The organism is Amycolatopsis sp. NPDC004368, assembly GCF_053602515.1.
The window spans coordinates 105,228-118,751 of record NZ_JBSGDT010000025.1 but is presented as its reverse complement, the minus strand read 5'-3'; the positions used below and the strand labels follow the sequence as shown (position 1 = coordinate 118,751).

Annotated in this window: 13 protein-coding genes; 11 read left to right on the top strand and 2 right to left on the bottom strand. The window is 71.8% G+C overall.

Features of this window, described 5'->3' with window-relative positions; genetic code table 11:
* Positions 1–387 precede the first annotated feature (387 nt).
* Both ACWEOE_RS29580 and ACWEOE_RS29575 read left to right on the top strand, forming a co-directional pair.
* Positions 388–510, top strand: a complete 123-nt coding sequence (locus tag ACWEOE_RS29580) for a hypothetical protein (RefSeq protein WP_452014816.1) — start codon at positions 388–390, stop codon at positions 508–510.
* A 134-nt stretch (positions 511–644) separates the two neighbouring features.
* A complete protein-coding gene (locus ACWEOE_RS29575) occupies positions 645–3,458 on the top strand; it encodes an FAD-binding and (Fe-S)-binding domain-containing protein (RefSeq protein WP_452014814.1) in 2,814 nt (937 codons plus the stop codon).
* A gap of 304 nt (positions 3,459–3,762) precedes the next feature.
* Here ACWEOE_RS29575 and ACWEOE_RS29570 read toward each other — a convergent pair whose 3' ends face one another.
* Positions 3,763–4,332, bottom strand: a complete 570-nt coding sequence (locus ACWEOE_RS29570) for a TetR family transcriptional regulator (protein WP_452014812.1) — start codon at positions 4,330–4,332, stop codon at positions 3,763–3,765.
* A gap of 201 nt (positions 4,333–4,533) precedes the next feature.
* Here ACWEOE_RS29570 and ACWEOE_RS29565 point away from each other — a divergent pair, with 201 nt between their 5' ends.
* Positions 4,534–5,724 (top strand): cytochrome P450, encoded by a 1,191-nt coding sequence (locus ACWEOE_RS29565; protein WP_452014810.1) that lies wholly within the window; start codon positions 4,534–4,536, stop codon positions 5,722–5,724.
* A 2-nt stretch (positions 5,725–5,726) separates the two neighbouring features.
* A complete protein-coding gene (locus ACWEOE_RS29560) occupies positions 5,727–5,942 on the top strand; it encodes a ferredoxin (RefSeq protein ID WP_452014808.1) in 216 nt (71 codons plus the stop codon).
* A 52-nt stretch (positions 5,943–5,994) separates the two neighbouring features.
* On the opposite strand, the gene ACWEOE_RS29555 is transcribed toward ACWEOE_RS29560, so the two are convergent.
* Positions 5,995–6,657 carry a hypothetical protein gene (locus ACWEOE_RS29555; RefSeq protein WP_452014806.1) on the bottom strand — a complete coding sequence of 221 codons (663 nt, stop codon included), beginning with the start codon at positions 6,655–6,657 and terminating at the stop codon, positions 5,995–5,997.
* 61 nt (positions 6,658–6,718) lie between these two features.
* On the opposite strand from ACWEOE_RS29555, the gene ACWEOE_RS29550 reads away from it, so the two are divergent.
* From ACWEOE_RS29550 to ACWEOE_RS29520, 7 genes are read left to right on the top strand one after another with little or no spacing between them, the layout of a single operon-like run.
* Entirely contained in the window at positions 6,719–8,038 is a 1,320-nt protein-coding gene (locus ACWEOE_RS29550; protein ID WP_452014804.1) for an MSMEG_0569 family flavin-dependent oxidoreductase, read from the top strand.
* On the top strand, positions 8,038–8,871 hold the full coding sequence (locus ACWEOE_RS29545; RefSeq protein WP_452014832.1) for an amidohydrolase family protein: 834 nt from the start codon (positions 8,038–8,040) through the stop codon (positions 8,869–8,871). The genes ACWEOE_RS29550 and ACWEOE_RS29545 overlap by 1 nt, the downstream gene beginning before the upstream one ends.
* Positions 8,872–8,877: 6 nt before the next feature.
* Positions 8,878–9,390 carry an MSMEG_0572/Sll0783 family nitrogen starvation response protein gene (locus ACWEOE_RS29540; protein ID WP_220243137.1) on the top strand — a complete coding sequence of 171 codons (513 nt, stop codon included), beginning with the start codon at positions 8,878–8,880 and terminating at the stop codon, positions 9,388–9,390.
* Positions 9,391–9,399: 9 nt separating this feature from the next.
* The gene (locus ACWEOE_RS29535; protein ID WP_452014801.1) at positions 9,400–10,476 is read left to right on the top strand and encodes an MSMEG_0568 family radical SAM protein; all 1,077 of its coding nucleotides are present in this window, start codon (positions 9,400–9,402) and stop codon (positions 10,474–10,476) included.
* Position 10,477: 1 nt separating this feature from the next.
* On the top strand, positions 10,478–11,851 hold the full coding sequence (locus ACWEOE_RS29530) for an MSMEG_0567/sll0787 family protein (protein ID WP_452014799.1): 1,374 nt from the start codon (positions 10,478–10,480) through the stop codon (positions 11,849–11,851).
* A gap of 13 nt (positions 11,852–11,864) precedes the next feature.
* Positions 11,865–12,692 carry a carbon-nitrogen hydrolase family protein gene (locus ACWEOE_RS29525; RefSeq protein ID WP_452014798.1) on the top strand — a complete coding sequence of 276 codons (828 nt, stop codon included), beginning with the start codon at positions 11,865–11,867 and terminating at the stop codon, positions 12,690–12,692.
* Complete coding sequence (locus ACWEOE_RS29520; RefSeq protein WP_452014796.1) at positions 12,693–13,523, top strand: carbon-nitrogen hydrolase family protein; 831 nt, start codon at positions 12,693–12,695, stop codon at positions 13,521–13,523. It begins immediately after the preceding gene.
* Position 13,524 lies beyond the last annotated feature (1 nt).

The window sequence follows — 13,524 nt, the reverse complement described above, 5'->3', positions numbered from 1 at the left end:
CCCCCCGGATCATGGGTTCGACTGGGGGCGTTAGTCATGCCGGGTCTGGTGACCACAGCTCCTTGATCAGGAACTACGAAAAAGGTAACGGGGGGGGGCTGCCCTGTTCCAGTTTACCGAGGTCAGAGGGCGAAAAACCGGTTGCGGCAAATCTGTGGACAACTCGTGGTTCACGGAGCCGGGTGTGGACAACTCGGGGATCGATCGGGTCGCCCACTGGTCAACTCCGCGACGGGTCCGCGACAGCCCGTTGGATCGCGGTGTTCGGACCTGCGACAGCCCGTCGGGTCGCGGTGTTCGGACCTGCGACAGCCCGTTGGATCGCGGTGTTCGGGCCTGCGACAGCCCGTCGGATCGCACAGCGTTCCGGCTTGCGATGGTCGGACCGTGCCGACCGGGCCTGCGGCAGCCGTCTTCGTCGCGAGCGCCGGCGCGGTCGTGTACGCCGTTTCGCGCGAAGCCGAGGGCGTCGGGCACGGCGAAGCGGCCGTGCGCGACGGCGATCGGTGACGTGGTTTCCCGCCTGCTGTCCGATTCCGCGGACCGAGGCACGACTCCCCTCGCGGAAGCCGCCGCGCTCGTCCACTGCCGTCTCGCCGGGGTGCGTGGCGCGGCCGGCCGAGGCGTTGTCTTGAATGGAGGGCGTGCGAATTCTCAGCGACACCGCCACGCTCGCGCTCTACACCACCGACGCGTCGAACTACCGCCACGTGCCCCTCGGCGTGGTGCTGCCGGAGACGGTCGACGACGTGATCGCCGCCGTCGCGGCCGCGCGTGATCGCGGGGCGCCGCTGGTGCCGCGCGGCGGGGGCACGAGCGTCGCGGGGAACTCGTGCGGGCCGGGGATCGTCGTGGACACGTCGCGGCACGTGCGGGGCGTAGAGTGGGTCGATCCCGAAACGCGGCTCGCGCGCGTGGCGCCCGGCACGGTGCTCGACGACCTGCAGGCGGTCGCCGCGCCGCACGGGCTGCGGTTCGGGCCCGATCCGTCCACGCACAGCCGCTGCACGATCGGCGGCATGATCGGCAACAACGCGTGCGGTTCGCACTCCGTGGCGTGGGGCCGGACCGTCGACGTGGTGCGTGAGCTCGACGTGCTGCTCTACGACGGCACCCGGCTCACCGTCGGGCCGACCACACCGTCCGAAGTGGACGAACGCGCGGCGCGGCCGGGTACCGAGGGCCGCGTGTACTCCGAGCTGCGCGCGCTCGCGCGCGAAAACCTCGCGTTGCTGCGCACGGAACTGTCGAGCTTCTCGCGGCGGGTTTCGGGTTACGGGCTGCAACACCTGTTGCCGGAGAACGGGTTCGACGTCGCCAAGGCGCTGGTCGGCAGTGAGGGCACGTGTGTCACGGTGCTGGGCGCGACCGTCGAGCTGGCGCGGCTGCCGAAGCGCCGCGTGCTGGCCGTGCTCGGGTTCCCGTCCGACATCGACGCCGCCGACGCCGTGCCGGGGATCCTGCCGTGGTCGCCGCTCACCGTCGAGGGGGTGGACGCGGAGCTCGTCGCGATGCTCGAACCCGGGCGGGCGCGAGGACTTCCGCCCGGTGGGGCGTGGCTGTTCGTGGAGCTGGCCGGTTCGTCGCCGGCCGAGGCCGCCGAGCGGGCCCGGGAGCTGGCGGCTTCGCTGGGCGGGGCGCTGACCGGGTCCGTGGTGCTCGACGACCTCGCCGCGCAGCGCCGGCTGTGGCGCATCCGCGAGGAGGGCGCGGGCCTGGCCACGCGCCTGGCCGACGGCGCGGAAGCCTGGCCCGGCTGGGAAGACGCCGCGGTGCCGCCCGAGCGGCTCGGCTCGTACCTGCGCGGGTTCAAGGAGCTGATGCGGGAACACGGGCGGCGCAGCGTGGTCTACGGCCACTACGGCGAGGGCTGCCTGCACCTGCGGCTCGACTTCGACCTGCTGTCCACGCCGGGCAAGGCGCAGTTCCGCAAGTTCCTCGAGCAGGCGGCCGATCTCGTCGCCGCGCACGGCGGATCGCTGTCGGGCGAGCACGGCGACGGGCAGGCGCGCTCGGAGCTGCTCGGCCGGATGTACAGCCCCGAGATGATGGCGTTGTTCGCGCGGTTCAAGGGAATTTTCGACCCGGACGGCCGGATGAACCCGGGCATCATCGTCGACCCGCGGCCGGTGGACGCCGACTTGCGCGTGCGCCGCGCCCCGCTCGCGCTGGAGGACGTGACGGTGCTCGGCTACCCTGAGGACCGCGGTAGCTTCGGCCAGGCGATGCGCCGCTGCGTCGGCGTCGGCAAGTGCCGCAACACCGGCGGCGGCGGCGTGATGTGCCCGAGTTACCGTGCCACGCGCGAGGAACAACACTCCACGCGCGGCCGCGCCCACCTGCTGGCCGAAATGGTCAACGGCGAGGTGATCCGCGACGGCTGGCGCTCCACGGAGGTAGCCGAGGCGCTTGACCTGTGCCTGTCGTGCAAGGGCTGCCTGTCCGACTGCCCGGTGGACGTCGACATGGCCACGTACAAGGCCGAGTTCCTGCACCAGCACTACCGCGGCCGCCGGCGCCCGGCGTCGCACTACTCCATGGGCTGGCTGCCGATGTGGCTGCGCGCGGTGTCCGTGGCGCCGCGCGTGGCGAACTTCTTCTCGCGGCGCCGCTGGGCCGCGTCGGCGTTGAAGCGCGTGGGCGGCCTCGCGCCGGAGCGCGACCTGCCCTCGTTCGCGGTCGAGCCGTTCACCCGGACCCGCAAGGACTTGCGCCGCTGGGCGACCGGCCCGCGGCGGGTCGTGCTGTGGCCGGACTCGTTCAACAACTACCTCACGCCGGACGTCCTGCAGGCCGCCACCGAGGTCCTCACCGCCGCCGGCTACGACGTGGTCCTACCCGACCGCGGTGTCTGTTGTGGACTGACGTGGGTGTCGACGGGCCAGCTGGACATCGCTCGCCGCGTGTTGCAACGGACTTTGGCCGTGCTGCGCCCGTACCTGGAGGCGGGCTACGAGGTGGCCGGCCTCGAACCGAGCTGCACCGCCCTGTTTCGCGGTGACCTCGCGGCGTTGCTGCCGGGCGACCCCGTGGGCGCCCTGCTGTCCTCCCGCACCCGCACCTTCGCCGAACTTCTGGCCGACGCGCCGAAGCCCCTGTCGGTGTCCCTCGACGTCGACACGGTCACCCAGGTCCACTGCCACCAGCACGCCGTCCTCGGCTTCACCGCCGACGAAGCGGCGCTGGCCGCCGCCGGCGTCCGCAACACCACCCTCGACTCGGGCTGCTGCGGCCTCGCCGGCAACTTCGGCTTCGAGAAGGGCCACTACGACGTGTCCAGGGCCGTGGCGGAGGACCGCCTGCTGCCCGCCCTCAGGGAGGCGGCGGAGTCCACTGTGGTCTTGTCCGACGGGTTCAGCTGCCGCACCCAGATCGCCCAGGAGTCGGGCCGCCGGGCCGTCCACTTGGCCGAACTACTGCGACGCGCACTGCCTCGGGAGGCCGAGGAGCGGGAGTGACGGGTCGGAGCGGTTCGCTCTCGCTCCGAGATGTGCGCGTGGCCGAAACAGGGAGGCGGGCACCCTCGGCTGGTGGCAACGCGGCCTGGCCGAAAGGAAGGCGGGGATGGCACGCCCGGTCGGCCGCGGCGGCCACCCGGTCTGAGCGCTGCGCTGACGATGTGCGCTCAGCCGACCGAGTGAGGTGCGGCGGTTGTCCGGTCGTTTTGGTGCGCCCGGGCAGGTGGGCGCACCGCCGAGTTGCCCGCCCAGAATTCGAAACCGTCCGTACCACCGCCTCCGCGAGCCGTGCTGACTGCTCGGTCTACTCGCTCCGCTCCAGCAACGTCCGCACCGCCGCGCTCGTGAGCCGCGTGACGTCTTCGGCCGAGGCGGAGGCCAGGGGGTCCTTGCGGGTGACCGCGCGGACGAGGCCGATGCCGAGCAGCCAGGCCAGCGCGAGGTCGGCGCGCAGGGCGGCGTCGGGGGCGTCGGTGAGGGAGGCCAGGGCGCGGGCGTACTCCTCGCCGAGCTGGTCGCGCAGGGCGGCGCCCGCGCCGTCGGTGCCGGTGGAGCGCAGATAGGTCTCCAGGGAGCGGTCGCGGCGTTCGGAGTCGTCCTTGAGCAGGGACTGGAGGGTTTCGGCGAAGAGCCGCTCGGGCGGGGTGGCTTCGAGCTGGGCGAAGCCTCCGCGGGCCATGACGGACTCGAAGAGGGCTTCTTTGCTGCCGAAGTAGCGGAAGAGCAGCGCCTGGTTCGCGCCGGCGCGGTTCGCGATGTCGCGCACGGTCGTGCGGTCGAAGCCGCGCTCGGCGAACAGCTCTTCGGCGGCGTCGAGCAGCGCCGCTTTCGTCGCCGCGGCGTCCCGTTTCCGGGCGTGCGATTCTGCGGTCATCCGTGCCTCCCCGTTCGCGCACGAGGCTAGTCGCATGGCCCCCGGCGCGAGTTGCCGCCGCGCGAGCGGGCGGCCGGCGGCGACGCAAAGTAATCATGATCTTCCGCTGCGCAGCGGCTGACAAGGCGCGACCGACCCGCTACCGTAGTTGTAAGCAGGCGCTTACAACCCGGACTTTCCGTCAGATTGGGAGTTCCCCGAATGACCACCACGCAGTCGGAGCCGCTGGCGTACCCGTTCAACGAAGAGGCGGGCCTCGCGCTCAACGCGGCGTACGCGGCCGCACGCGAGTCCGAGGGCATGATCCGCGTACAGATGCCCCACGGCGAGCCGGCCTGGCTCGCCACGCGGTTCGCCGACGCCCGGCTCGTGCTGGGCGACCGGCGGTTCTCGCGCGCGATGTCCATCGAGAAGGACGAGCCGCGGATGACCGCGCACCGGCGGACCAACGGCATCCTCGCCATGGATCCGCCCGACCACACGCGGCTGCGCACGCTGGTGGCGAAGGCGTTCACCGTGAAGCGCGTGGAGCTGCTGCGCCCGCGCGTCGAGGAGCTGGCCACGGGGCTGATCGAGGACATGAAGGCGGCCGGGCAGCCGGCCGACCTGGTCGACGCGTACGCGCTGCCGATCCCTGTCGCGGTGATCTGCGAGCTGCTCGGCGTGCCCACCGAGGACCGCCCGAAGTTCCGCGTGTGGAGCGACGCGGCGCTGACCACGAGCGGCCTCACCGCCGAGGAGGCCGAGCGCAACCGCGAGGAGTTGCGCGCGTACATGTCCGGCCTGATCGCACAGCACCGCGAGCAGCCGCAGGACGACCTCATGACGGCGCTCATCGAAGCCCGCGACGTGCGCGACCGGCTCACCGAGCTCGAACTGGTGGACCTGTGCGTCGGCATCCTCATCGCCGGCCACGAGACCACGGCGAGCCAGATCCCGAACTTCGTCTACGCCCTGCTCGACCAGCCCGAGCAGTGGAAGCGGCTCGTGGCGGACCCGTCGCTGATCCCGGCGGCCGTCGAGGAGCTGCTGCGCTTCGTCCCCCTGGGAGCCGGCGCCGGCTTCGCGCGTTATGCCACCGAAGACGTGCAGGTCGGCGACGTCCTCGTGCGCGCGGGTGAACCGGTGCTCGTCGCGATCGGCGCGGCCAACCGCGACCGCCTCCAGTTCGGCGACGCCGACACCCTCGTGTTCGACCGCGAGGACACCCACCACCTCGGCTTCGGCCACGGCGTGCACCACTGCCTCGGCGCGCCTCTCGCGCGCCTGGAGCTCCAGGAGGCGCTGAAGGCGCTCACGCGGGAAATGCCGAATCTCCGCCTCGCCGGCGATATCGTGTGGAAGACCCAGATGCTGGTCCGCGGACCACGCTCCATGCCGATCGGGTGGTGACCATGACCTGGAAAGTGGAAGTCGACGAACACACGTGCATCGGCTCCGGCATGTGCGCCTCGCTGATGCCCGAGCTCTTCGCCCTGGACGGCCCCGTCGCCCACACGCTCTCCGACACCGTCGCCCCGGACGAAACGGCCCTCGACGCCGCCGACTCCTGCCCGGCGATGGCCATCACGATCACCGACGGCGCGGAGGTCGTGGGGCCGCGGCCTTGAGGTGGTGAAACAGGGCCCTTCCGCTGGGGCGGAGGGGCCCTTTCGCGTTACTTCACCGGTAGGTGTGCGGCAACGTTCGGGCCAGTGCCGTCGGGCCGGCCGGAGTAGCTGAGGCCGGTCCGGCGTGCACCGGCGGTCCGAGCGCCACGGCGGCCTCCGGCGGGCGGACGTCCCCACTGCCCTGAACAGTCTCGGCCTGGCGGGGTTTTCCTGCCCGAGCCCGGGCCTTGAACCCGGCGCGTACCACCGAGACGACAGCCACGTCGCCATGACCGTCTCCGACGGCCAGGAGTATCCGGTCCAGCGACGCGCACGGGGTTTTGGCCGAGGACTCTCGCACCCGGCCCGACGCGGCGGCCCAGCAGTCGGCCCCACGTCCGAGCTTGCGCTTGAGCTCCTTGAACTTCAGCCGGCTCCACATGTTCGTGGCATCGCCCTCGCGTGCGCTCTCCTGCCCGGACTCGGTTCGGGCCTTCATCGAACGCCCCGGCAGCCGGCCCACGACGTCGCCGGCGGTGTTCCCGCCCAGCGACTCGGCGGCCGCAGCGTCACCGAACACCATCAGGCCGGCGACAGCGACGGCGACGCCCTCGCCGTTGCCCTTGATCGAGATGCGCCTGCCGTTCTTCGTGATCCAGTGGCCTGGGGTTTTCTTACCCTCACCCGAATTCGTGTTAACGCCCAGTCGTGCGAACCGTAACTCTGCGCGGGGCATGTAACACGGCGGTGTTCCGGATGAAACGGTTCGGACTCCGCCCGGCGGTGCACTGTGCGGCATGAACCTCCAGCTCGACGGCCTGCACCGGCCGGTGATCGTGGTCGGCGGCGGACAGGCGGGGCTATCGATGTCCCACTGCCTGACGACCGCCGGGGTCGGGCACGTGGTGCTCGAGCGCGAGAGCGCCGGGCACGAGTGGCGCTCACGCCGCTGGGACAGCTTCTGCCTGGTGACGCCCAACTGGCAGTGCCGGCTTCCCGGTTTCCCCTACCCGGGCGATGATCCGGACGGGTTCATGGTGCGCGACGACATCGTCGCCTACCTCGAAGACTACAAGAAATCCTTCGACGTGCCCATCGTCGAAGGGGCCGCGGCCACGCGCCTGACGAAGGTGCCCGGTGGTGGGTTCCGCGTGGCCACCACGCAGGGTGAGCTGACGGCCGACCACGTCGTGGTGGCGACCGGCCCGTACCAGGTGCCGCTGAAGCCGCGGCTGGCCGAGCGGTTGCCGGCGACCACCGTGCAGCTGCACAGTTCCGAGTACCGCAACCCGGAGCAGCTGCCCGCCGGCGAGGTGCTCGTGGTGGGCACCGGCCAGTCCGGCTGCCAGATCGCCGAGGACCTGCACCTCGCGGGCCGCCGCGTGCACCTCGCGGTCGGGTCGGCGCCGCGGGTGGCGCGGCGCTACCGGGGCCGCGACGTGGTGGCCTGGCTCGACGACATGGGTTACTACGCCAGGGGAATCGACGAGTTCGCCGACGCCGATGCCGTCCGGTTCCGTGCCAACCACTACGTCACCGGGCGCGACGGCGGCCACGACATCGACCTGCGCGCCTTCGCCCGTGAGGGAATGCAGCTCTACGGACGCCTCACCGACGTCCGCGAAGGCACCCTGAGCTTCGCCCCCGATCTCCGTCGCAACCTCGACGCGGCCGACGCCGTGTCCGAAGGCATCAAGGACTCGATCGACGCCTACCTCACCCGGGCGAACATCGAAGCACCGGCCGAACCCCGCTACACCCCCGTCTGGCAGCCGGACGACGAGCCGCGGACCCTGGACGTCACCAGGATCTCCGCCGTCGTCTGGAGCACCGGCTTCGGCCGGGACCACCGCTGGATCGACGTCCCGGTGTTCGACGGCAAGGGCTACCCGACGCACCGCCGCGGCGTCACGAGCTGCCCGGGACTATTCTTCCTCGGCCTGCCGTGGCAGCACACCTGGGGCTCCGGCCGCTTCTGCGGCGTCGGCGCCGACGCGGAGTACCTGGCGCGGCGCATCGTCGCGGGCGAGCGCGCGGCCGACGTCCGCTGGATCTCCGGCACGCCCCGCAACACCGCCCCGGCCGACGACTGGGTCGCCCCGAGGACGGTCGCGTGATGCGCTGGATCGCCGACGCCCACCGCCACCTCGGCGTGCTGCCCGCGTATCCCTTCTACGGCGGCGCGCCGGTCGCCCCGGCCATCGGCTCGCGGGCGACGATCGACGAGCTGCTGTCCGATTTGGACCGTGAAGGCACCGAACGCGCCCTCGTGATCCCCAACTACGGCGTGCCCGACCCAGAAATCGCGTTCTCCTTCAATGAGCTTTGCGTAGAAGCGTCCGAAAAGGACGATCGAATCGCCGCGGCCCTGTGGGTGTCGCCACGAGCGGAAGACGCCGCGAGAACCGACCAGGCACTCAAGCTGGCCGGCGAGCCCGGCGTCCGCGCTCTCAAGCTCAGCTTCCTCCTCGGGGGCCGCGCGAGCGACCCGGCCTGCAAACCTCAGCTCGACAAGATCTTCGCCACCGCCCGCGAGCACGACCTCGTCGTCCACGTGCACACCTCACCCGGCGCCGCGTCCGATGTGGACGAAGTCGGCAAGCTCGTCGACGAGTACGCCGACGACGCGAAGCTGCACCTCGTGCACTTCGGCGGCGGGATGAGCGGGCACATCAAGCTCGTCGGCGGCCGCTTCTTCGACTGGATCGCCGCCGGTAAGCAGGTCTACACCGACCTGTCCTGGGCGATCGGCTTCACCCCGCGCTGGCTCGCCGAGGAGATCTCCCGGCGGGGCATCGGGCACGACCGCGTGCTCTTCGCCTCCGACCAGCCGTGGGGCGACTACGAAGGCGAGCTCGCGAAGCTGACCGCAGTGGTCGGCGACGGCGAGCTGGCCGACCGCGTTTTCCGGAGCACGTTCGAGGTGCTGTACGGACCGAAGAAAGGGTAATGACCGATGGCCGAGCTGACCGACCTCGAGAAGACCAGCCTCGACGAGATTCCGCACCCGTCTCTGCCGCAGGGTTCGAACCTCTACGGCGCCACCAAGATCTTCCCCGACTACCAGGCGGAGAACGGGGAGACGTACTTCACCCTCGTGCACGGCATCGCGCACGAGTCGTCGGTGAGCTTCGTCGCGATCCTGCAGGCGACCCGCGCGCTGCGCAAGGGTTTCGAGACCGCGATCTACTTCTACGGCCCGGGCTCGCTCAACTGCCTGGCCACGCGCGGGTTCCCCACCACCGGCAACGCCGCGTTCCCCGGTGAGCTGAACATCAACGACCAGCTCAAGACGTTCATCGCCGAGGGCGGCAAGGTCTACTGCTGCCGCTTCGGCCTCTCGCTGCACGGCGCTCGCGAGGAAGACCTCATCGAAGGCGTGATCCCGGCGCACCCGCTCGACGTGCAGGACGCGTTGATCCACTACGCGCGCAAGGGCGCGATCATCAACTCCACGTACATGTTCTAGGAGGCGGGCGTGCGCGTTGGCACCACTACCGAGGATATTCTGGACACCCGCGCCGACATGGCCGTCCGCGGGGTGCGGATGGACGCACCCGTGCAGCGCAGCAAAGGCGCCGGGCCGAGTGACGACGGGCACCTGGTCGTCGACGGTGCCAACGCCACGCTGCCCCTGAACGACGAAAGCCCGTACCAAGTCAGGGAAGGCCGTGTCTTCCGCGGCTCGCTGGACCTCGGCCTCACGGTCGAACCAGTGGCCCGCCCGAAGTTCTACGACATGTCCACTGCGGACGGAGTGCCGTACCGCAAGATCGCGCTGCTGCACGGGAAGGACGTGCTCGCGAGCACGGTCGTGCAGACGTGCATCCGCTACGTCGAAGACGAGCGCTGCCGGTTCTGCACCATCGAAGAGTCCTTGCGCGCCGATTCGACGGTCGCGGCCAAGACCCCGGCGCAGCTGGCCGAGGTCGCGGAAGCGGCCGTGCGGCTCGACGGGATCAAGCAGATGGTGCTGACCACCGGCACCACGGCCGGGCCGGACCGCGGAGCGCGCCACCTCGTGCGCTGCGTCCGCGCGGTGCTCGAAGCCGTGCCCGGCCTGCCGATCCAGGTGCAGATCGAGCCGCCCGGCGACCTCGCCGTGCTGACCGAGCTGCACGAGGCCGGCGCGACGTCGATCGGCATCCACGTGGAGTCGCTCGACGAGGACGTGCGCCGCCGGTGGATGCCCGGCAAGTCGAGCGTGCCCATGGCGGAGTACGAGGCGGCCTGGGACGAGGCCGTGCGCGTGTTCGGCCCCAACCGCGTGTCGACCTACCTGCTGATCGGCCTCGGCGAGGATCCGGACGAGCTCGTCGCGGGCGCCGGCTGGCTGATCGACCGGGGCGTGTACCCGTTCGTGGTGCCGATGCGCCCGATGCTCGGCACGCTCGCCCGGCGCGACGGTGCGGTGGCCCCATCGCCCGCGCTGGTGCGTGACGTGACGCGGCGGGTGGCCGAGCTGCTGCGGGCCGCGGGGATGACCGGGGCCGACCAGGGAGCGGGCTGCGCGGCGTGCGGAGCGTGCAGTGTGCTCAGCGCGGCGGGAGGCTGACATGGACCACGACATCCTGGCGCTGCTCGGAGATTCCCGCGGCGCCGGTGCCCCGCCGGAGTTCCGGATCGACCCGTCCGACCACAGTGGACTGACGGCCTATCGGGCGCTGCGGCACGAGACGTTCGTGGAGCGCCAGGGCCTGTTCGCGCGCCACGACGTCGACGACCGCGACACCGACCCGCGGACGCTGGTGCTCGTGGCGCGCGACGCCACCGGCACCGTGCTCGGCGGTGTCCGGCTCGGCCCGGCGCACGACGGCCCGGACTTCGGCTGGTGGACCGGTGGCCGGCTGGTCGTCGCTCCGGGCAGCCCGCAGGGTGTCGGGCGCGCCCTCGTGCGGGCCGCGTGCGCCCGGGCCGAAACGGAAGGCGCGCTGCGGTTCGAGGCGACCGTGCAGGTGCAGAACGAGCGCATGTTCACGCGCTTGGGCTGGCAGCACGTCCGGCCGGTCACGGTGGCGGGCGTCGAGCACGTCCTGATGCGGTGGCCCATCGGCCGCGTGGCCGCACTGGCGCAGGCCACCAAACGTCCACTGGGGACACTGCTGCCCGGGCTCACCGGCAGCCCCGGCTTCTTCGGCGACGACGGCGTGCCGATCCCGGACAGCGACCTGGTCGCGGCGTGCGACGCGATCGTGCCGTCGATGGTGGAGCGCGACCCGGAGTGGGCCGGCTGGTGCTCGGTGCTGGTGAACGTGAACGACCTGGCGGCGATGGGTGCGGAACCCGTTGCGCTGCTGGATGCGCTGGGTGCCCGGGACGCGTCGTTCGCCGCGAGAGTCCTTTCCGGACTCCGGAAGGCGAGCGCCGCGTACGGCGTGCCGGTCCTGGGCGGCCACACGCAGTTCGGCGTCCCGGCGTCGCTGGCCGTCACCGCGCTGGGCCGCTCTGCCCAGCCGGTGCCGGGCGGCGGTGGGAAACCCGGCCAGGCGGTGTACCTGACCGCCGACCTCGATGGCCGCTGGCGGCCCGGATACACCGGGCGGCAATGGGATTCGACGAGCTCACGGCGCACGCCCGAGCTGCGTGACCTGCTCGGCGCCGTCGCCCGGGCGCGGCCCACGGCGGCGAAGGACGTGTCGATGGCGGGCCTGGCCGGCACGCTCGGGATGCTCGCCGAGGCGTCGGGCTGCGGTGCGGTGCTGGACGTCGCCAAGGTGCCGCGCCCGGCTGGGACGACGGTGGGCGACTGGTTCACCTGCTTCCCGGGCTTCGCAATGCTCACGGCCGGGGCGCCCGCTCCGGCCCGTGCCGCCGTGACCGCCGGATGCGGCGAGCTCGTGGCGGGATCCGGCGTGCGGCTGCGGTGGCAGGACGGCGAGGTGACCACCGTCGTGGACGGCGGGGTCACGGGGTTGGGGGAGGCAGCATGACCGAGGAGAGAACATGAGCACGATGCGGATAGCCGCGGTGGCGGCGCCCTTCGACCGCGATGTCGAGGGCGACTTCGCGCGGATCGAGGAGCTGATCGCAGAGGCCAGGACCGAGGGTGTCGGGCTGCTCGCGCTGCCCGAGGCGGCGCTCGGCGGGTACCTCGCGAACCTCGACGGTGACGCGGAGGGCCCGCCCGCGCTCGACCCGGAGGGCCCGGAGATCCGCCGCCTGGCCGAGCTGGCGGGCGACCTCGTGGTCACGGCCGGGTACTGCGAGCGCGACGGTGACCGGCGCTACAACTCGGCCGTGTGCGTGACCGGCGACGGCGTGCTGGGGCACCACCGGAAGGTGCACCAGCCGTTGTCGGAGGACGCCAGCTACGGCGCGGGTGACGGGTTCGCCGCGTTCGACACGCCAGTGGGCCGGCTGGGCATGATGATCTGTTACGACAAGGCGTTTCCGGAATCGGCGCGGGCGCTGGCTCTCGACGGCGCGCAGGTGGTGGTGTGCATGTCGGCGTGGCCGGGCAGCCGGACCAACCCGAGCGCGGACCTCGCCGAGGACCGGTGGAAGCGCCGGTTCGACCTGTTCGACCGGGCCCGTGCGCTGGAGAACCAGATCGTGTGGGTCTCGGCCAACCAGTCGGGGACGTTCGGTGACCTGCGGTTCGTGGCGAGTGCGAAGATCGTCGACCCCGGGGGCGAGCTGCTGGCCGACACGGGCGTGGGCGAAGGCCTGGCGATCGCCGAGCTGGATGTCGCCGCCGCGTTGGCGGGCGCGCGCCGCGCGATGGCGCACCTGGCCGACCGCCGGCCCGCCGCGTATGCCGTGGGCGGGTGAATGGGCCGGCTCCGGATCGCCGCGGTGGCCGCCCACTTCGGGCGTGACCTCGAGTTCGACCTGCGGCGCATCGCCACGTTGATCGACCACGCGCGCCAAAGCGGCGCGGACCTGCTGGTGCTGCCCGACGCGGCGCTCGGCGGCTACCTCGCCGACCTGCGCAACCCCGACCCGGACGCGTTGCCACCGGCGCTCGAACCCGGTTGCCCCGAGCTGAAAACGGTGCAGGCGCTGGCCGCCGAGATGACCGTGTGCGTGGGCTACTGCGAGGCCGACGGCGCGCGCCGCTACAACGCGGCCGTGTGCGTGACGGGCGACGGCGTGCTCGGCCACCACCGGAAGGTGCACCAGCCGCCGGGAGAGAGCGTGGCGTACGACGCCGGGGATTCGTTCACCGCGTTCGACACCCCGGTCGGGCGCGTCGGGATGCTGATCGACTACGACAAGACGTTCCCGGAATCGGCGCGCTCGCTCGCGGTGGACGGCGCGGAGATCGTCGCGTGCCTCTCGGCGTGGCCGACGAGCATCACCGACCGGGCGCCGCGGATGGCGCAGGACCGCCAGTCGCGGCTGTTCGACCTGTACGACCAGGCGCGCGCCGCGGAGAACCAGGTGGTACTGGTGTCGTCCAACCAGACCGGTGCGATGGGCGGGATGCGGTTCCTCGGCCAGGCCAAGGTCGTCGGCCCCGGCGGTGAGATCCTCGCGCGCACCTGGTCGAAGGCGGGCCTCACGGTGGCCGAGGTCGACGTGGCGGGCGAAGTCGCGAACGCCCGCCGCGTGCTGCACCACCTCGGGGAACGCAAACCTCACGCGTACCGGGAGGGCTGAC